Raw genomic sequence first — 18,976 nt, 5'->3', positions numbered from 1 at the left:
CGGTTTAAGCGGAAAAGCCTTGCCGCTTGCCGCTGAGTTGCCAGCCTTTAAATCAATAAGTCATTGAAAAATAAGTAAAAATAAAACTGGCACAACCTTTGCTGAATGTCTGGCAACACGCCCAACCGGCAAAGGTTCCAGATCATGAGCATCAGCTTCGAAAGCGCACTTGGCATCCACGAAACGGCCCTAGGCTTCCGCGCCCGCCGCGCCGAGGTCCTGTCCAACAACATCGCCAACGCCGATACCCCGAACTACAAAGCGCGTGATCTGGACTTCTCCGCCGTACTGGCCGAACAGAGCGAGAAGCAGAGCGGCAAGCAATTCGGGCTGAGCCGTACCGACGGCCGCCACATTGCCGCAGACGGTATCGAGCTGGCCGACCCAGCATTGCGCTACCGCACCCCGTTCCACCCGTCTATCGATCAGAACAGCGTCGACATGCAGCAGGAGCAGGCCAACTACACCGAGAACGCGGTGCAGTTCCAGGCCAGCTTCACCCTGCTCAACAGCAAGTTCAAAGGGCTGGTCAGCGCCCTGCGCGGCGAATAAGGGAGATCACCACCATGTCACTCGCCAGTGTCTTCAATATCGCCGGTACCGGCATGAGCGCCCAGAGCACTCGCCTGAACACCATCTCCAGCAACATTGCCAACGCCGAGACGGTCTCTTCGAGCATCAATCAGACCTACCGCGCTCGCCACCCGGTGTTCGCCACCACGTTCGAATCGACCATGGAAGGTGATCGCGGCTCGCTGTTCGCCGACCAGGATCAGCCCGGCCGTGGGGTGCAGGTACTGGGTGTGGTCGAGGACCAGAGCAGCCTGATGCCTCGCTACGAGCCGAACCATCCGGCGGCCGATGCGAAGGGCTACGTGTATTACCCCAACGTCAACGTGGTCGAAGAAATGGCTGACATGATCTCTGCCAGCCGCGCATTCCAGACCAACGTGGAAATGATGAACACCGCCAAGCAGATGATGCAGCGCGTACTGACCCTGGGTCAGTAAGCCGCGAACGAGGAGCTAGACAATGAGTGTCAGTGGCGTTAGTTCCGCACTGGACCAGTACCAGATTCAGCAGGACACCACGCAGAACAAGGAGCTCGGCAAGAACCAGTTCCTCGAGTTGCTGGTGGCCCAGTTGAACAACCAGAACCCGCTGGAGCCGCAGGAGAACGGTGAGTTCATCGCCCAGCTTGCGCAGTTCAGCCAGGTCGAGGGTATCGAGCAGCTCAACTCCAGCATGGAGTCGCTGCTCTCCGGCTACCAGTCCTCTCAGGCGTTGCAGGCATCGTCCCTGGTGGGGCGCAAGGTGATTATTCCGACCGAGAAGGCCGTGGTGGATACCAGCGAGACCTTCAAGGGCAGCCTGGTCCTGCCGGTTACCAGCAGCAACGTGTACGTCAACGTCTATGACAGTGCCGGCAAGGCGGTGAGCCGCGTGAATCTTGGCCAACAGTCTGCCGGCAATGTCAGCTTCATGTGGGACGGCAAGGACTCGAGCGGCAATCTGTTACCGCCCGGCACCTACAAGTTCGAGGCGCAAGCCACTTATTCCGACGGTACCAAGGGGCTCTACACCTTGCTGCCGGCGAACGTCGATAGCGTCACTCTCGGCCAGAACGGCGGCGAGCTGATGCTCAATCTTGCAGGGCTTGGCAGCGTAGCGCTGTCCCAGGTCCAGATCATTGGTCAGTAACCCCAGGCCGTAAGCGCCGGCAGTAGCGGCAAAGGAGTAAATCCATGGCTTTCAATATCGGTCTCAGCGGTCTGCGGGCAGCCACCAAGGACCTCAACGTCACCGGCAACAACATCGCCAACGCCGGCACCGCCGGCTTCAAGCAGTCGCGTGCCGAGTTCTCCGACGTGTATGCCGCCTCCATGCTCGGTAGTGGCTCCAACCCGACGGGCAGCGGTGTGCTGCTGTCTGACGTGTCGCAGCTGTTCAACCAGGGCAACATCAACTACACCCAGAACGCCCTGGACCTGGCCATCAACGGCAATGGCTTCTTCGTCACCAGCAACAATGGTGAGATCAGCTATACCCGTGCTGGCTATTTCGGTACCGATCGCGATGGCTATGTGGTCAACAACTTCGGTTACAAGCTGCAAGGTTATGCGGTTGATGCCGCCGGCAATCTGCAGAATGGCATCGTGGATGACATCCGGATCCAGACCGCTGCTCAGTCTCCCCGCGCCACGGAGAACATGAGCCAGACGTTCAACCTGAACTCGAACAATACGGTGCCTACTACCACTCCGTTCGATCCGGCCGACCCGACCACCTACAACTCGTCGACCTCGACCAACATCTATGACACTCAGGGCAATGCCCACGTCATGACCCAGTATTTCGTCAAGACTGGGCCGAATGCCTGGACCATGAACGTATTGGTCGACGGTCGTAACCCCAACGATCCAACCTTGACGACGCCCTATAGTGCGACGCTGAACTTCACTGCCGCCGGGCAGCTGGATCTGACGACGCTGGCGTCGCCGGAGTTTACGGTGAATGCCGATGGCACCATGACCATGACTAACTGGGTGCCTGCGGCGCCGGATAGTGCGGTTCCTCCGGTCTGGAGCGCCAACGGTGCTGATGCCGCTACTGCGGGCGTGACTATTGATATCCGCGATGCCACTCAGTTCGCCAGCTCCTTTGCTGTTACCTCGGTAAGCCAGGATGGCTATACCACTGGCGAGTTGGCCGGCCTGGAGATCGATGACACCGGTGTGATTTTCGCTCGTTACACCAATGGCCAATCGTTGATCCAGGGACAGGTGGTGTTGGCTAACTTCGCCAACGTTCAGGGCCTGACTCCGGTAGGCAAGACGGCCTGGGTGCAATCCTTCCAGTCCGGTGAGCCGGTGATCGGCACGCCGCGCTCGGGCACCCTGGGTGCTCTGCAGGCCGGTGCGCTGGAGGACTCCAACGTCGAGCTGTCCGATCAGCTGGTGAACCTGATCGTTGCCCAGCGCAACTACCAGGCCAACGCCAAGACCATCGAGACCGAAAGCGCCATCACCCAGACCATCATCAACCTGCGTTGATGAGTACGGAAGGGGCTTGCCGGCAGCGGCAAGCCCTCGCCGGAACACCTCTCCTGTGAGCTCTATCCTGAGCTTTTGTTTTTAATAATTACTTAAAAATCATATAGATATAGATTTTGTCTGGTTCTGGCACGCGGTTTGCTGAAGTGCAGGTAACTGAGTTACGAGCGGCAACAGCCGACCTGCGGAGCAAACCATGGACAAGATGCTTTATATCTCCATGAGCGGCGCCAGCCAGAACACCCTGGCCCAGCGCGCCCACGCCAACAACCTGGCGAACATTTCCACCACCGGTTTCCGTCGCGACTACGAGCAGGCGCGCTCCATGCCTGTATTCGGCGAGAGCTACCCGGCACGCGTCTATGCGATGAGCGAGCGCCCGGCTACCGATTTCACCCCCGGCTCCCTGCAGGAGACTGGCCGCGACATGGACGTAGCCGTCGATGGCCAGGGCTGGATCGCCGTGCAGGCTGCCGACGGTGGCGAGGCCTATGTGCGTACTGCCAGCCTGCAGATCGATGCCCTTGGGCAGCTGCGCACCGGCAACGGTTTGCCGGTGCTCGGCAATGGCGGGCCGATTGCCGTACCGCCGGAGCAGAAGGTCGAGATCGGCCAGGACGGCACCATCAGTATTCGTGCCCTCGGCGAAGCGCCGAACGTGATGGCAGAGGTGGACCGCATCAAGCTGGTCAATCCGGACCCGAAGACCATGGAGAAGGGCACTGACGGCCTGATCCGCGTCAAGGGCGCCACCGAGCCGGTCGCCGCCGACGCCAACGTACGGGTCACCTCCGGCTTCCTCGAGTCGAGCAACGTCAATGCCGTCGAGGAGATGACCGCGATCCTCTCGCTGTCCCGCCAGTTCGAACTGCACGTGAAGATGATGCGTACCGCCGAAGACGATGCGGCAGCCATGGCACGGGTCATGCAACTCAGCTAATCACCAACGCGAAGCGCCATGAATCTGGCGCTCGAGGAGAAAGAATATGCTTCCTGCACTCTGGGTTGCGAAAACCGGTCTGTCCGCCCAGGACATGAACCTGACCACCATTTCCAACAACCTGGCCAACGTTTCGACCACCGGCTTCAAGCGCGATCGCGCCGAGTTCGAGGATCTGCTGTACCAGATCCGTCGTCAGCCCGGTGGTCAGTCCAGCCAGGACAGCGAACTGCCAACCGGGCTGCAGCTGGGTACCGGTGTGCGTATCGCTGGCACCCAGAAGATCTTCACCGCCGGCAGCCTGCAGACCACCGAACAGCCGTTGGACCTGGCGGTCAATGGTCGCGGCTTCTTCCAGGTGCTGATGCCGGATGGCACCGTCGGCTATACCCGTGACGGCAGCTTCCACCTGGACTCCGATGGCCAGATCGTTACCTCCAGCGGTTTCCCGCTCGAGCCGGCCATCGTCCTGCCGGCCGAGGTGCAGACCTTCACCGTAGGCGAGGATGGCACCGCTTCGGTCACCGTTGCCGGTAACCCGGCCTCCCAGGTGATCGGCAACATCCAGACCGCCGACTTCGTCAACCCGGCGGGCCTGCAGGCCATCGGCAACAACCTGTTCCTGGAGACCGCTTCCAGTGGTGCGCCGCAGGTCGGCACCCCGGGCCTGACCGGCCTGGGCACCGTGCTGCAGAACACCCTGGAGAACTCCAACGTCAGCGTGGTGGAAGAGCTGGTCAACATGATCACCACCCAGCGCGCCTACGAGATGAACTCCAAGGTGATCTCCACCTCGGACCAGATGCTCTCCTTCATCACGCAGAACCTTTAATACCGCAGGCGCCCTAGGCGCCGGCAACTAGCAATACGTACACCGTGAGGTAAGTGGTTATGAACCGGCCGATGATTTTTCTCCCCCTGCTGGCCAGCGTGGTCCTGAGTGGCTGCGTTGCGCCTGCGCCGAAGCCGGACGACCCCTATTACTCCCCGGTGCTACCGCGCACTCCGCTGCCGGCCGCGCAGAGCAATGGCTCCATCTACCAGGCCGGTTTCGAGACCAACCTGTACGACGATCGCAAGGCCTATCGCATCGGCGACATCATCACCATCACCCTCAGCGAGCGCACCCAGGCCAGCAAGTCGGCCGGTTCGGACATGTCGAAGAACAGCACTGCCAACCTCGGTCTGACTTCGCTGTTCGGCGGCGCCGTGTCGTTGAACAATCCGAACTCCGGCCTCAACCCGCTGAAGACCAACGATCTCAGCCTGGACGTAGGCTATAGCGGAACCCGTGCAACCGAAGGCGACTCGGCAGCCAATCAGAGCAACAGCCTGTCCGGCTCGATCACCGTGACGGTCGCGGAAGTTCTGCCCAACGGCATCCTGGCTGTACGCGGCGAGAAGTGGATGACGCTGAACACCGGTGACGAACTGGTGCGCATCGCCGGCATGATCCGTGCCGATGACATCGCCACCGACAACACGGTGTCCTCGACTCGGGTGGCCAACGCCCGCATCACCTACTCGGGTACCGGGGCCTTCGCCGATGCCAGCCAGCCTGGCTGGTTCGACCGGTTCTTCATGAGCCCGTTGTTCCCGTTCTGAGTAGGTAGCCGATCATGAAACGACTGATTTCCGTCCTTTGCCTGCTGTTCGTCGCCAGCGCCGTACAGGCCGAGCGTCTGAAGGACCTGGCGAGCATCCAGGGCGTACGGACCAACCAGCTGATCGGTTACGGCCTGGTGGTCGGCCTCAACGGCACTGGTGACCAGACCACGCAGACACCGTTCACCCTGCAGACCTTCAACAACATGCTGGCGCAGTTCGGCATCAAGGTGCCGACCGGTGGCGGCAACGTGCAGCTGAAGAACGTTGCCGCAGTATCCGTGCACGCCGAGCTGCCGCCCTTCGCCAAGCCGGGGCAGGTGATCGACGTGACCATCTCCTCGATCGGTAACTCGAAGAGCCTGCGCGGCGGCAGCTTGCTGATGACGCCGATGAAGGGCATCGACGGCAACGTCTACGCCATCGCCCAGGGCAACCTAGTGGTCGGGGGCTTCGATGCCACTGGCGGCGATGGCTCGCGCATCACCGTCAACGTACCGTCGGCCGGCCGCATTCCTGCCGGTGCCACGGTCGAGCGCCCGGTGCCGAGCGGCTTCGATCAAGGCAACAGTCTGACGCTCAATCTCAATCGTCCGGATTTCACCACGGCAAAGAACATCGTCGATCAGATCAACGGCCTGCTCGGCCCTGGCGTGGCCCAGGCCATCGACGGCGGCTCGATCCGCGTCAGCGCGCCGCTGGACCCGAACCAGCGCGTGGATTATCTGGCGGTGCTGGAGAACATCGAAATCGAGGCGGGGCAGGCGGCGGCCAAGGTCATCATCAACTCGCGTACCGGCACCATCGTCATCGGCCAGAACGTCAAGGTGCAACCGGCTGCCGTGACCCATGGCAGCCTGACCGTGACCATCACCGAAGACCCGATCGTCAGCCAGCCCAATGCGCTGTCTGGCGGGCAGACCGCAGTGGTGCCGCGCTCCCAGGTCGATGCACAGCAGGAAGCCAAGCCGATGTTCAAGTTCGGCCCGGGCACCACGCTGGACGAGATCGTGCGCGCGGTTAACCAGGTGGGCGCCGCGCCCTCCGACTTGATGGCCATCCTCGAGGCGCTGAAACAAGCCGGCGCCTTGCAGGCTGACCTGATCGTGATCTGACGGAGGCGACCATGGACTCCAGACTCGCAGCCGGCCTAGACAACGGCGCCTACACCGACCTGAACCGGCTCAACCAGTTCAAGGTCGGCGGTGACAGCGAAAGCAACATCAAGAAGGTCGCCCAGGAATTCGAGTCGCTGTTCCTCAATGAAATGATGAAGGCCATGCGCAAGGCGAACGAAGTGTTCGGCGAAGGCAACTTCATGAACAGCAACGAGAGCAAGACCTACCAGGACATGCACGACCAGCAGCTGGCCGTGACCCTGTCGAAGAACAACGGTGGCATCGGTCTGGCCTCGGTGCTGGAGCGTCAGCTCAGCCAGATGAAGAGCGGACCGAAACGGGTCAACCCCTTTGCCCAGGTCGAGTCGCCGGGCGCCAACGCGCGCGCCGGAGCATTCAAGGCGGCGGGCGAGGGTGGTGTCGCTCGCGACGACTCGCAGCTGCTCAACCAGCGCCGCCTGAGCCTGCCGAGCAAACTCACCGATCGCCTGTTGGCCGGCATAGTCCCGGCCGCCGAAGGTCAGCCACTGGCCGGCAGCGACTGGGTGCCGGCGCAGACCAAGGCCGTGGCCGACAGCAAGCCGCTGAGCCTGGACGATAGCGACGCCATCAGCGGTCGCCGTGTCGCTCAGCCACCGCTGGCCAAGGGCAAGTCGGCCTTCTCCTCGGCCGCCGAGTTCGTCGAGACCATGCTGCCGCTGGCAGAGGAGGCCGCGCAGAAGATCGGTGTCGACGCCCGCTACCTGGTGGCCCAGGCTGCCCTGGAAACCGGCTGGGGCAAGTCGATCATCCAGCAGTCAGATGGCTCCAGCAGCCACAATCTGTTCGGTATCAAGGCGCATGGCGGCTGGCAGGGTGACTCGGCGCGGGTGCTGACCACCGAGTACAAGGGCGGCGAGGCGGTGAAGGAGGCGGCATCGTTCCGCGCCTATGACTCCTACCGCCAGAGTTTCAACGACTACGTGAGTTTCCTGCAGGGCAACGGTCGCTACCAAGAAGCCCTGGATGCGACCGAGAACCCGGAAAGCTTCGTGCGTGAGCTGCAGGAGGCCGGTTACGCCACCGACCCCCAATACGCCCGCAAGATCGCGCAGATCGCCCGGCAGATGCAGACCTATCAGGCTGTAGCTGCCGCCGATAGCCCGACCACAAGGACCTGAGAGCTAGATCATGGCTGACCTACTGAGCATTGGCCTGTCGGGCCTCGCCGCGAACAAGACGTCGTTGGCGGTCACCGGCCACAACATCACCAACGTCAACACGCCGGGTTTCTCTCGGCAGGACACGATACAGGCCACGCGCACTCCGCAGTTCAGCGGCGCCGGCTATATCGGCACGGGGACTACCCTGGTCGATGTACGGCGCATCTATAACGAATTCCTGACCACCCAGGTGCGCACCAGCACTGCGCTGAACAGCGACGTAACCGCCTACCTGGATCAGATCAACCAGCTGGATTCGCTTCTGGCTGGTAGCACCACCGGTATCACCCCAGGCCTGCAGAAGGTGTTTGCCGCGCTGCAGACCGCGGCAGAGGACCCAGCCAATATTCCGGCGCGCCAGCTGGTGCTGTCGGAGGCCGAGGGCCTGGCCAAGCGTTTCAACACCATCTACGACCGCCTCTACGAACAGAACTCCTTCATCAACAAGCAGCTCTCGGCGGTCACCGACCAGGTCAATCAACTGGCCACTTCCATTGCGGGCTACAACAACGCGATTGCCGTGGCTGCTGCCAACGGTCAGGCGCCCAATGACCTGTTGGACGCCCGCGAGGAAGCGGTTCGCAAGCTCTCCGAGTTCATCGGCGTGACGGTGGTTCCGCAGGATGACAGCAGTTACAACCTGTTCATCGGCTCCGGCCAGCCATTGGTGGTGGGCGCTACCGCGGCGAAGCTGGAGGTGGTGCCGGGCACGGCCGACCCGCTGCGCTCAGAGGTGCAGTTCGTCAGCGGCAACTCGCGCCAGGGCATCACCACCCTGATTACCGGTGGCGAGATGGGGGGCTTGATCCGCTATCGTGAAGACGTGCTGGATGAGTCGCTCAACGCCGTTGGTCGTCTGGCGCTATCGATCTCCGACCAGATCAACAGCCAGCTGGGGCAGGGCCTCGATCTCAAGGGCAACTTCGGCGAGCCGTTGTTCCGCGATATCAATGATCCGCTGCTGATCGGCCAGCGCAGCCTGGCACGGGTCGGCAACAGTGATACATCGGCCAACCTCAACGTCCTGATCGAAAACACGACTGCGCTGACCACCAGCGACTACGAGATCGAGTTCACCAGCGCCACCGAGTACACGGTGCGTCGGGTTTCCGATGGCCAGACCGTCTCGGCTCTGTATGACGACGATGGGGATCCGGACACCCCGATGGTCGCTGCGCCATCGCCCTACGACATCACCAGCGGAACACCGCTGGTATTCGATGGGTTCTCGATGAACGTTGCGTCCGGCACCTTCGCTGCTGGCGACCGTTTCCGGGTGATGCCGACGCGCACTGCTGGTAGTGATATTCGTGCCGATCTGAAGAACGCCGAGGAGCTGGCCTTCGCCTCGCCACTCAAGGCTGAGACCAGCCCGGGCAATATCGGCAACGGTACGATTACCCAGCCCAGTCTGATCACAAAGATCGATATTTACGATCCGGTGGCGCAGGCTGCGATGGAAACCAGCCTGCGTGATACGCCGCCGTTGCGCATCGTATTCACTTCAGACACCGGCTACGACGTGGTCGATACCACGGGTGCGGTACTGAGCAGCAATACCATCGTGCCGGGGCAGAACAACACCCAGCAGATCACTGCCGGTACGCCGCCGAATGATTTCACCTTCGAATTCACCATCAGTGGCCGTCCCAGTACAGGCGACAACTTCACCATTTCCTTCAACACCAACGGTGTGTCGGATAACCGTAACGCCCTGAAACTGGCGGATCTGCAGAACAAAGCGACGATCGGCATCGATCCGAACTTCCCCGGCACCACCGGTGCGAGTTTTACTGACTCCTACGGTGATCTTGTGGAACGGGTCGGTACCCTCACTAGTCAGGCGCGTGTGGACGGTGAGGCGACCGGCGCCATCCTCAAGCAGGCCACTGACAATCGCGACTCGGTGTCGGCAGTCAACCTCGATGAAGAGGCGGCCAAGCTGATCCAGTTCGAGCAGTATTACCAGGCGTCCGCGCAGATCATTCAAGTCGCGCGCAGCCTGTTCGATACTCTGATCAATACCTTCTAAGTCGGACAGCCATCATGGTCATGCGTATCTCCACCATTCAGGCGTTCAACAACGGTGTGAACGGCATCGGGCGCAACTATTCCGATGTGATCCGCACTCAGGAGCAGATCAGCAGCGGCAAGCGCATTCTCACCCCGGCGGACGATCCGGTTGCCTCGGTGCGTTTGTTGCAGTTGGAGCAGCAGCAGGCGGTGCTTGGCCAGTACAAGGACAACCTGACCGCCGCCAAGAACAGCCTGACCCAGGAAGAAACCACTCTCAACTCGGTCAACACTGTGCTGCAGCGTATTCGCGAGCTAGGTGTGCAGGCCGGTGGCGGTGCGCTCTCGGCCGAAGACCGCAAGTCCATTGCAAAGGAACTCGAGCAGCGCGAAGCGGAGCTGCTCAATCTGATGAACACCCGCAACGCCCGAGGCGAGTATCTGTTCGCCGGTAACCTGGGCAAGACCGAACCCTTCACGCGAAACCCCGATGGCACCTATTCCTACTTCGGCGATGAGGGGCAGCGCAGCCTGCAGGTCGCCAGCTCGACAACTGTGCCGATCAATGACAACGGCAAACGTCTGTTCGAGGACGTAACCAACGCTGACCGTGTATTGCGCAGCAGTGGCGTTGACAATCCGGCGTTGGCCGGTCAGATACCACCGTTGCCTGCCACGACCATTCCGGCCGTGCCGTCGGATGAGCAGAGGGTGTTCATGTCACCGGGACTGGTGCAGGACAACGACACTTTCAACAGCACGTTCCGTGCCGGAGAGCCCTATTCGCTGGTGTTCGTAAGCGGAGATGAGTTCCGTATCTATGACGGTAGCGGGGCTGATGTAACGTCAGAGATTCCAGGTGGTGGTCAGATTGATCCACTGGCTAGCGACGGCAACGTCATCAACTTCCGAGGTATGCGCTTCCAGCTCGACGTGGTGCTACAGGAGGGTGATAACGAGCAGGATCTCGACAATCTGCTGGCAAACACGGCCACTCCGGGTACGCCGGGGATTGGTACCCACAGCTTCACTTTGGCGGTGGCTCCGACTGAGTTCGCTGTGACTCGCTCCTCTACCAATGCCTCCACCGCGTTGGTCAGTGGTGGCACTATCAGTAACCAAGCGACGTTCAACTCGCAGTTCCCGACTTCGGGAGTGGTGTTGCGCTTCACCAACGCTACCGATTTCGATGTATATGCCCAGCCAGTGGGAGCCAGCAGCACGCCAATTGCTAGTGGCACGGCAACGGCTCCCGGCACCTTCAGCGTGTTTGGTGCCGACTTCAATATCGATGTCGCTGCCGCAGCCGGCGATGAGTTCGGCATCAAACCGCAATTCCAAGAGCAGCGCAGTATTCTCAATACCATCTCTCAGCTGAGACAGGCTTTAGAGAGTTCGCCGACCACCACCGCTGGTAACTTGGCGGTTCGCGATGAAGTAGCTATTGCTTTGCAGAACCTCGACAACGGCATAGGTCAGGTGTTGGAGGTGCAGACCGAAATCGGTTCGCGGCTCAACATGATCGAGACCACCGAGATCGACAACGAAGACGTCACTCTGGTCAACAAGTCGGTGCAAGCCGATCTGCGCGAGCTGGACTACGCCGAGGCCTTGTCGCGTCTGTCGTTCCAGACGGTGATTCTTGAGGCGGCTCAGCAGAGCTATGTGAAGATCGCAGGGTTGAGTCTGTTCAACCAGTTGCGCTGAGTGAGATCGCTGGATCTTAACGATGTGCCCGCTGGTCCCATCCCCCTGATTTTTCTGATTTCATCTGGCTTGTTAATTGCTAACTTGCATAGATAGTGATGAAAAATTGACGGGACCAGCATGTCAGTCGATACCGAATGGTTAGTGGACTTCTTTCGCCGCCAGGCACGCCTGGGGTTTGAGGAAGGTGATTACACGCGCACCCGTAATAGTTGCCGAGAGTTGCTGCAACAGCAGCCTAAGGATCGTGAGGCTTGGCAGCTTCTTGGCGAGGCTGCTTTAGCTAGCCACGATAGCGTTACCGCTCTCCGTGCTTTCGATCACCTACTGGAGCTGGAACCGCAGAATTCCGATTACGCGATGCGACTTGGCCAGGCTAGCCTGCAAGCGCAGAACTGGCCTTCGGCCATATCCGCATTCGACCAGGTTCTGGCGCTGCAGCCCGGTCACCCAGGGGCTCTAGAGGCTTTGCAGCTGATTGGTCAGCTGCAGGCCAAGCTGGATATCCTAGGGCAGCTTCCTGATGTGCTTCCCTCTCGCAATGCCCCCTGCTTCTGCGGCAGCGGCCTGAAGTACAAGAAGTGCTGCCTGCTCAAAAGTTCTCTACAACTGGTTCAGCAGCGCATTGATCAGGCTTTTAGCGCTGGTGAATGGGAGCAGGTCATCAGCCTGAGTATGGACCTTGATGTCCTCAGCGCAGGTGAGAAGTTGCAGCTCGCGCTGGCTCGTTATCAGTTGGGTCAGCGCCAGCAGGCGTATCCGCTACTCAAAGCGGCGCGTCGTGAATGGCCGGCTGATCTCGATGTGGCTGCGGCGCTGGCTGACTTGGAACTGGATCATGACGTCGCCGCTGCGCAGCGCCTGGCCGAGGCGGTGCTGGTTGAGCAGCCGGGGCAGTGGCGGGCAAGCCTGGTGTTGGCGGCTGTTCACGCGAGAGCGGGGCGGACCGAGGAGTCGGAGAGAACTCTGCGCGACTTGGTACGTATAGATCCCACTTGCGATACTGCCTGGCAGCGCCTGAGCAACTTCTTGCGTAAGTCGCAGCGCGAGCATGAAGAGTCGCTGCTGATGCGTGAGTGGACAGAGCGTTGCCCAGGCAACCCCAAGGCTTGGTTCCATCGTGGAATGTCGGCCGTACTGGCTGCCAAAGGCGAGGAAGCTAGAGGCTATTTGCAGCAGGCATTGGCACTTGACCCGCAGCATCATGAGGCACAGTGCTGGATCGGACAGTCCTACCAGAACGAGCAGAATCCGCATCGAGCACTTGAGCACCTGATGCTCGGTCTGCAGATGAAGCCTGACTATCAGGTGGGCTGGAATATGCTCGGCGGGGTTTATCACTCGGTGGGGCGTCAGCATGAGGCAGAGGGCTGCTTCATGCGGGCGCTAGCGATCACCCCTGATCAGGCTGAAGCATGGAACAATCTGGCCAATACCTACTTGGATGCGCGGCTGCTCGACGAAGCCGAACGGGTCATGCATGTAGGCATCAGCCTCAACGGCCGCGAACCCAATCTGTGGAACAACCTCGGCAATATTCTCAGTGCAGCTAAGCGCATCAGTGAGGCGCGTGATGCTTACCAGAAAGCCTTGGAGGTAGCTCCTGACTATCGGCCGGTGTTGATCAACCTGGCGGGAGTGGAGGCCAACTTCGGTAATCTGGATCGCGCCATAGAGCTCTTGAGGGATGTACTGGATGCCCCTCAAGCTCGTACCAATACATTTTTCTTTGCCAACTATCACGCAGACTGGACTGGCGAGCAGGTCTTCGCGATCTATCAGGACATCGTCGAGCGCTTCTATCCTCAGCGGCGCTACTTTGACTACACCAATGCCCTGCTTCCCAAACGCAGATTACGCATCGGTTATATCTCGCCGGACTTCCGTCACCACGTTTGTGCGCTCTTTATCGAGCCTCTGATGCGTAACCACGATCATGCCCAGGTGGAAGTGTTTGCCTATTCACTGGTGCGACTAGAGGATCAGGTGACCGAGCGCTTCATGGGCTATGCGGACCACTGGCGGCATTGTGTCGGCCTGAGCAACGAGCTGATCGCTGAACAGATCCGGACTGATCAGATCGATGTTCTGATCGATCTTGCCGGCCATACGGCCAACAATGGCCTGGCCTGTATGGCCCTCAAACCGGCCCCGGTACAGGTCAGTTGGTGGATGGGTTTCGCCTTTGGTACCGGCTTGAAGGCGATTGATTATTTCCTCGCTGATGAACAGATGTTGCCGCCAGGTTGTGAGAGCTCTTTCGCAGAGCAACTCTGGCGGATGCCCGGCCCTGCGGTAGCCTACATGCCCAATGCGATGATGCCGGAGGTGTCGTCATTGCCGGCGCTCAGCAACGGCTACATCACATTTGGCAGCTTGACTCGGCCGGTGCGCCTCAACCACCAGGTGATTCGTGTTTGGTCTGAGCTGCTTAAACGTGTTCCCAACTCACGGCTGATCCTAGACAGCAGTGCTTTCGATGATGTCGGTTTGTGCGAACACTACCGTCTCAAGTTTGCCGAGCATGGCATAGACGCGGTGCGCCTGGAGTTCGGCTATACCTCGCCGGTCTGGGATGCGCTCGGCAAAATGGATATAGCTCTGGACTGCTTCCCGCATAATTCGGGGACCACGCTCTACGAGAGTCTGTGGATGGGATTGCCGGTCGTTACGTTGCGCGACCGACCATCCATGGGCCGGGTCGGCGCATTGATCCTGCACGGCATGGGGCGTGGGGAGTGGTGCGCCGACAGCGAGGAGGAGTATCTGGACAAACTGGTGAGTTTGGCTGCTGATACCGGCAAGCTGGCCCGTATTCGCGCGGGACTGCGTGAGGAAATGCGCAATTCGCCCCTGTGCGACGGCGTCAATTTCGCCCGCCGTATGGAGCGGACCTACCAGCAGATGTGGCAACGCTACTGCGAACAAGGAGAACAACAATGAAGGCAGTGATCCTGGCCGGTGGCCTGGGGACCCGCATCAGCGAGGAATCGCACCTCAAGCCCAAACCGATGATCGAGATCGGCGGCAAGCCGATCCTCTGGCACATCATGAAGCAGTACTCGGCCCACGGTATCCAGGACTTCGTCATCTGCCTGGGCTACAAGGGCTATGCGATCAAGGACTTCTTCGCCAACTACTTCCTGCACACCTCTGATGTCACCTTCGACATGCGCAACAACCAGATGGAAGTGCACCAGAACTACAGCGAGCCATGGCGCGTGACGCTGGTCGACACCGGCGAAGAGACCATGACCGGCGGGCGTCTGCGCCGGGTCGGGCGCTTCCTGGAGCAGGACGAGGCCTTCTGCTTCACCTACGGCGACGGCGTGTCCGATCTGGACATCGCTGGGCTGGTGGCCTTCCACAAGCAGCATGGCAAGCACGCCACGGTGACAGCCGTGCAGCCGCCCGGCCGCTATGGTGCGCTGGCTCGCGAGGGCGACCAGGTGACCGGTTTCGTCGAGAAGCCGCGTGGCGATGGTGGCTGGATCAATGGCGGTTTCTTCGTTCTGTCGCCCAAGGTCCTGCCTTACATCGCCGATGACGCCACCACCTGGGAGGCTGAACCCCTCGACAAGCTGGCCGAAGACGGTCAGTTGATGGCCTTCCAGCACGAAGGCTTCTGGCACCCGATGGATACCCTGCGCGACAAGAACTACCTGGAACAACTGTGGCAGAGCGGAGAGGCACCTTGGAAACAGTGGAGCTGAGCCGCGAATTCTGGCGTGGCAAGCGCGTCCTGCTGACCGGTCACACCGGCTTCAAGGGCGGCTGGCTGGCACTGTGGCTGCAGAGTTGGGGTGCCCAGGTCACCGGCTTTGCCCTCGAGCCTTCTACCGAGCCAAGTCTGTTCGAGCTGGCGCGGGTGGGTGAGGGCATCGATAGCCGTATCGGCGATCTGCGCGATCTGCCGACTCTGTTGGCCCTTGTGGCCGAAGTGAAGCCGGAGATCGTCCTGCATCTGGCGGCTCAGCCGCTGGTGCGCGAGGGCTACCGAGACCCGCTGGGCACCTACGCCAGCAACGTCATGGGTACCCTGCACCTGCTCGAAGCGGTGCGCCAGGTCGGCGGTGTGCGTGCCTGCGTGGTGGTGACCACCGACAAGGTTTACGCCAACAACGAGTGGGCCTGGCCTTATCGGGAGAATGAGCCGCTCGGCGGACATGACCCCTACAGCAGCAGCAAGGCTTGCTGTGAACTGGTGGCGCAATCCTTCGCCGCCTCCTATTTCCCCGTGACCCGTTACGCCGAGCACGGCCTGGCCCTGGCCACGGCGCGGGCTGGCAACGTGCTGGGTGGTGGCGATTTCTCCGCCGACCGCCTGGTGCCGGACGTCCTTGCCGCCTGGACCCGTGGCGAGCGGGTGACCCTGCGTTACCCGCAGGCCGTACGCCCCTGGCAGCATGCCCTGGAGCCGCTGGCCGGCTACCTGCAACTGGCCCAGGGCCTGTATGAGCAGGGCACTGCCGTGGCCGGGCCCTGGAACTTCGGTCCGGCCGATAGCGATACCTGCAATGTCGGTGAAGTGGTGGCACGCCTGGCTGCGCGCTGGCCGCAGGCGCCGGGTCTCAAGATCGAACCGAGCGAGCTGCATGAGGCTGGCCTGCTGCGCCTGGACAGCAGTCGCGCGCGCCAATTGCTTGGCTGGCAGCCGCGCTGGGCGCTGGATGACTGCCTGCAACAGACCCTCGACTGGCACCTGGCCTGGCAGCGTGGCGAAGACATGCGCGCCGTCACCCTGGCTCAGCTGGCTGGCTACTGGGGGCAGGCATGAGCGATCTGCAATTGATCGAGCTGCCGCTGCCCGGCCTGTTCGCCCTGCAGCACCGCGTGCACCGGGACGAGCGTGGGCGTTTCGCCCGTCTGTACTGCGAAGGCAGCCTGCAGCTGTTCGGCCAGCCGTTTCATGTACGCCAGATCAATCAGTCGCTGACCCGCGAACGCGGCACCGTGCGCGGCCTGCACTACCAGTATCCACCGCACGCCGAGAGCAAACTGATCAGCTGTCTGCGCGGCGTGGTATGGGATGTAGCAGTGGATGTGCGACAGGGCTCGCCGACCTTCCTGCACTGGCATGCCGAGCGGCTGGAAGAGGGTGACGGCCGCAGTCTGCTGTTGCCACCGGGTTTCGCCCACGGCTTCCAGGCAATCAGCGACGATGCCGAGTTGCTCTACCTGCACAGCGCCGATTACACCCCGGGCCATGAGGGCGGCTTGTCCGTCAGTGACCCGCGTCTGGCCATCGACTGGCCGCTGCCATTCAAGAACCTGTCGGCCCGCGATGCCGGCCATCCGCTGCTGGATGAGAGTTTCCAAGGAGTTCGTCTATGAATTGCCGTGGCTGTGGTGCGCACCTGCACCTGCCGTTGATCGACCTGGGCACGGCGCCGCCGTCCAATGCCTATGTCAGTGTCGATCAGCTCGACCAGGCGGAGCAGTGGGTGCCGCTGCGGGTACAGGTGTGTGACGCCTGCTGGTTGGTACAGACCGAGGACTATCGCGCCGCCGACAGTCTGTTCGATGCCGACTATGCCTACTTCAGCTCCTTCTCCAGCAGCTGGCTGGCGCATGCCGACCGGTATGTGTCGAGCATGACCGAGCGTTTCGGCCTGAACGCGCAGAGCCAGGTGGTGGAAATCGCTGCCAACGACGGCTACCTGCTGCAGTACGTGGCCAAGCGTGGCATTCCCTGCCTGGGTATCGAACCGACTGCCAGTACCGCGCGGGCGGCGCGGGACAAGGGCCTGGAGATCCGCGAGCTGTTCTTCGGCGAGGCGGTTGGGCGCCAGCTGGCGGAAGAGGGCTGGGGCGCCGACCTGATGGCGGCCAATAACGTGCTGGCCCACGTGCCGGACGTCAACGACTTCCTCAAGGGCTTCGCCGCGCTACTCAAGCCGAGCGGTGTGGTGACCTTCGAGTTTCCCCATCTGCTGCGGCTGATGGCCGAGCACCAGTTCGACACCCTTTACCACGAACACTATTCCTATCTGTCGCTGACCGCCGTGCAGGCGCTCTGCATACGCAATGGCCTGGCGGTGTTCGATGTCGAGGAGTTGCCGACTCACGGCGGCTCGCTGCGGGTGTTTGCTCAGCGCACTGCTGGCGAGCGTCCGGTATCGGCGGCAGTCGCTGCGATGCTGACGCGCGAGGAGGAGAGCGGCGTGAAGACCGCTGCCTACTACGCCAGCCTGGCGCCGGCCGCCGAGCGCATCAAGCACGAGCTGCTGCGCTTCCTGCTCAAGGCCAAGGCCGAAGGCAAGAAAGTAGTGGGTTACGGCGCGGCGGCCAAGGGCAACACGCTGCTCAACTACGCCGGCGTGCGTGCTGATCTTTTGGCCTGGGTGGCCGACGCCAACCCGCACAAGCAAGGCAAGTTCCTGCCGGGTAGTCGCATTCCCATCGTCCCGCCGGCGCGTATTGCCGAAGAGAAGCCTGACTATGTGCTGGTGCTGCCGTGGAATCTGTTGGCCGAGGTGATGGAACAGCAGGCGGTGGTCCAGACATGGGGCGGGCGCTTCCTGGTTGCTGTGCCGGGGCTACAAGAGTTTGCTGCTTGTTAAGGTATTGAGTGCCTCCAGGGGGGACCATGGCTAACTACATTACGGAAGCGTTCTACGGCGTACGAGATCAGGAGCAATTTGTCGACGGTATTGCTCGCGCGCTCAACACCTTGCAGCCAGATGGGATTTTCGTTGCCGACAATTTGATTACCTGGAACCGGAATATGGGGTTCCTGCAGGATGAAAAGTTCGTCTCTGCAGTCAATGACAACTCCCCGGATATTCAGGAGCAGTCGCTGATATGGCGTTTGCACACGTTGTGCTGGGCGGCCCGGCAGTGCAGTCGGCTGGATGGGGATTTTGTCGAGGCCGGGGTTTACAAGGGTTTCACGGTTAAAGTCATCTGCGATTACTTGGGCTTCAACTCTTTGGAGCGGGATTACTATTTATACGACGTATTTTGCCACTCCCCGGAGATGAAACATCATGCCTTGAGCGCGCATGGGGATCATCTGTACGCGCAGGTTTGCGAGCGATTCAAGGATTATCCGAGGGTGAAGGTTGTGCAGGGATTGGTGCCTGAGTCTTTTGCCAAGGGAGTTCCCGAGAAGATCGCCTTCATGCATATCGATATGAATAACGCAGATGCAGAAGTTGCGGTTCTGGAGCGGTTCTATGAGCGCCTGGTACCCGGTGGAATGATAGTTTTCGATGATTATGGCTGGCTGTGGTATCAGGCCCAGCAGCATGCCGAGGATGCGTGGCTCAATCGGCACCAGGGGGAGCGCATCCTGGAGTTGCCAACCGGGCAAGGCCTGCTGGTCAAACTCTGAAT

The 18,976-nt window shown here is 60.9% G+C and carries 17 protein-coding genes; all 17 read left to right on the top strand.

The features are described from left to right. The first annotated feature begins 144 nt into the window (after positions 1-144). A complete protein-coding gene (gene flgB, locus PTT45_RS14010) occupies positions 145-552 on the top strand; it encodes a flagellar basal body rod protein FlgB (protein WP_273813972.1) in 408 nt (135 codons plus the stop codon). A 14-nt stretch (positions 553-566) separates the two neighbouring features. Further along, on the top strand, positions 567-1,010 hold the full coding sequence (flgC, locus tag PTT45_RS14005; RefSeq protein ID WP_273813971.1) for a flagellar basal body rod protein FlgC: 444 nt from the start codon (positions 567-569) through the stop codon (positions 1,008-1,010). Positions 1,011-1,032: 22 nt separating this feature from the next. Next, positions 1,033-1,701, top strand: a complete 669-nt coding sequence (gene flgD, locus PTT45_RS14000; RefSeq protein WP_273813970.1) for a flagellar hook assembly protein FlgD — start codon at positions 1,033-1,035, stop codon at positions 1,699-1,701. A gap of 44 nt (positions 1,702-1,745) precedes the next feature. Next, positions 1,746-3,053, top strand: coding sequence for a flagellar hook protein FlgE (flgE, locus tag PTT45_RS13995; RefSeq protein ID WP_273813969.1), 1,308 nt, complete (start codon positions 1,746-1,748; stop codon positions 3,051-3,053). Between the two features lie 196 nt (positions 3,054-3,249). Further along, positions 3,250-3,993: a flagellar basal-body rod protein FlgF gene (gene flgF, locus PTT45_RS13990; RefSeq protein WP_273813968.1), complete on the top strand. Its 744-nt coding sequence runs from the start codon at positions 3,250-3,252 to the stop codon at positions 3,991-3,993. Between the two features lie 46 nt (positions 3,994-4,039). Then, positions 4,040-4,825, top strand: a complete 786-nt coding sequence (gene flgG / locus PTT45_RS13985; protein ID WP_043310589.1) for a flagellar basal-body rod protein FlgG — start codon at positions 4,040-4,042, stop codon at positions 4,823-4,825. A 59-nt stretch (positions 4,826-4,884) separates the two neighbouring features. Next, positions 4,885-5,598: a flagellar basal body L-ring protein FlgH gene (gene flgH / locus PTT45_RS13980; protein ID WP_273813967.1), complete on the top strand. Its 714-nt coding sequence runs from the start codon at positions 4,885-4,887 to the stop codon at positions 5,596-5,598. Between the two features lie 14 nt (positions 5,599-5,612). After that, on the top strand, positions 5,613-6,713 hold the full coding sequence (locus PTT45_RS13975; protein WP_273813965.1) for a flagellar basal body P-ring protein FlgI: 1,101 nt from the start codon (positions 5,613-5,615) through the stop codon (positions 6,711-6,713). An 11-nt stretch (positions 6,714-6,724) separates the two neighbouring features. Next, positions 6,725-7,876: a flagellar assembly peptidoglycan hydrolase FlgJ gene (gene flgJ / locus PTT45_RS13970; protein ID WP_273813963.1), complete on the top strand. Its 1,152-nt coding sequence runs from the start codon at positions 6,725-6,727 to the stop codon at positions 7,874-7,876. A 10-nt stretch (positions 7,877-7,886) separates the two neighbouring features. Then, the gene (flgK, locus tag PTT45_RS13965) at positions 7,887-9,950 is read left to right on the top strand and encodes a flagellar hook-associated protein FlgK (RefSeq protein WP_273813961.1); all 2,064 of its coding nucleotides are present in this window, start codon (positions 7,887-7,889) and stop codon (positions 9,948-9,950) included. Between the two features lie 14 nt (positions 9,951-9,964). Next, complete coding sequence (locus tag PTT45_RS13960; protein WP_273813960.1) at positions 9,965-11,638, top strand: flagellar hook-associated protein 3; 1,674 nt, start codon at positions 9,965-9,967, stop codon at positions 11,636-11,638. A 120-nt stretch (positions 11,639-11,758) separates the two neighbouring features. After that, the gene (locus tag PTT45_RS13955) at positions 11,759-14,581 is read left to right on the top strand and encodes an O-linked N-acetylglucosamine transferase family protein (protein WP_273813958.1); all 2,823 of its coding nucleotides are present in this window, start codon (positions 11,759-11,761) and stop codon (positions 14,579-14,581) included. Then, a complete protein-coding gene (gene rfbF, locus PTT45_RS13950) occupies positions 14,578-15,351 on the top strand; it encodes a glucose-1-phosphate cytidylyltransferase (RefSeq protein ID WP_273813957.1) in 774 nt (257 codons plus the stop codon). Before PTT45_RS13955 ends, rfbF begins: the two co-directional genes overlap by 4 nt. Further along, positions 15,342-16,415 (top strand): CDP-glucose 4,6-dehydratase, encoded by a 1,074-nt coding sequence (gene rfbG / locus PTT45_RS13945; RefSeq protein WP_443218196.1) that lies wholly within the window; start codon positions 15,342-15,344, stop codon positions 16,413-16,415. Before rfbF ends, rfbG begins: the two co-directional genes overlap by 10 nt. Continuing rightward, positions 16,412-16,972, top strand: a complete 561-nt coding sequence (locus tag PTT45_RS13940; RefSeq protein ID WP_273813954.1) for a dTDP-4-dehydrorhamnose 3,5-epimerase family protein — start codon at positions 16,412-16,414, stop codon at positions 16,970-16,972. The genes rfbG and PTT45_RS13940 overlap by 4 nt, the downstream gene beginning before the upstream one ends. Then, positions 16,969-18,201, top strand: a complete 1,233-nt coding sequence (locus PTT45_RS13935) for a methyltransferase domain-containing protein (protein ID WP_273813952.1) — start codon at positions 16,969-16,971, stop codon at positions 18,199-18,201. The genes PTT45_RS13940 and PTT45_RS13935 overlap by 4 nt, the downstream gene beginning before the upstream one ends. A 26-nt stretch (positions 18,202-18,227) precedes the next feature. Beyond that, entirely contained in the window at positions 18,228-18,974 is a 747-nt protein-coding gene (locus PTT45_RS13930; protein WP_273813951.1) for a TylF/MycF/NovP-related O-methyltransferase, read from the top strand. The last annotated feature ends 2 nt before the right edge of the window (positions 18,975-18,976 follow it).

This window comes from Pseudomonas sp. Gutcm_11s, assembly GCF_028649395.1.
Taxonomy (GTDB): Bacteria; Pseudomonadota; Gammaproteobacteria; order Pseudomonadales; family Pseudomonadaceae; genus Aquipseudomonas.
Note: the sequence above shows the minus strand (reverse complement) of the source record. Positions and strands in the feature narration are given on the sequence as shown.

Bases quoted from the DNA above. Each gene is read 5' to 3' on its own strand.
- flgG (WP_043310589.1), top strand. From the start codon at position 4,040: ATGCTTCCTGCACTCTGGGTTGCGAAAACCGGTCTGTCCGCCCAGGAC.
- flgC (WP_273813971.1), top strand. From the start codon at position 567: ATGTCACTCGCCAGTGTCTTCAATATCGCCGGTACCGGCATGAGCGCC.
- PTT45_RS13935 (WP_273813952.1), top strand. From the start codon at position 16,969: ATGAATTGCCGTGGCTGTGGTGCGCACCTGCACCTGCCGTTGATCGAC.
- PTT45_RS13930 (WP_273813951.1), top strand. From the start codon at position 18,228: ATGGCTAACTACATTACGGAAGCGTTCTACGGCGTACGAGATCAGGAG.
- rfbF (WP_273813957.1), top strand. From the start codon at position 14,578: ATGAAGGCAGTGATCCTGGCCGGTGGCCTGGGGACCCGCATCAGCGAG.
- PTT45_RS13960 (WP_273813960.1), top strand. From the start codon at position 9,965: ATGGTCATGCGTATCTCCACCATTCAGGCGTTCAACAACGGTGTGAAC.
- flgF (WP_273813968.1), top strand. From the start codon at position 3,250: ATGGACAAGATGCTTTATATCTCCATGAGCGGCGCCAGCCAGAACACC.
- PTT45_RS13955 (WP_273813958.1), top strand. From the start codon at position 11,759: ATGTCAGTCGATACCGAATGGTTAGTGGACTTCTTTCGCCGCCAGGCA.
- flgB (WP_273813972.1), top strand. From the start codon at position 145: ATGAGCATCAGCTTCGAAAGCGCACTTGGCATCCACGAAACGGCCCTA.
- PTT45_RS13940 (WP_273813954.1), top strand. From the start codon at position 16,412: ATGAGCGATCTGCAATTGATCGAGCTGCCGCTGCCCGGCCTGTTCGCC.
- flgD (WP_273813970.1), top strand. From the start codon at position 1,033: ATGAGTGTCAGTGGCGTTAGTTCCGCACTGGACCAGTACCAGATTCAG.
- flgJ (WP_273813963.1), top strand. From the start codon at position 6,725: ATGGACTCCAGACTCGCAGCCGGCCTAGACAACGGCGCCTACACCGAC.
- flgK (WP_273813961.1), top strand. From the start codon at position 7,887: ATGGCTGACCTACTGAGCATTGGCCTGTCGGGCCTCGCCGCGAACAAG.
- PTT45_RS13975 (WP_273813965.1), top strand. From the start codon at position 5,613: ATGAAACGACTGATTTCCGTCCTTTGCCTGCTGTTCGTCGCCAGCGCC.
- flgH (WP_273813967.1), top strand. From the start codon at position 4,885: ATGAACCGGCCGATGATTTTTCTCCCCCTGCTGGCCAGCGTGGTCCTG.
- flgE (WP_273813969.1), top strand. From the start codon at position 1,746: ATGGCTTTCAATATCGGTCTCAGCGGTCTGCGGGCAGCCACCAAGGAC.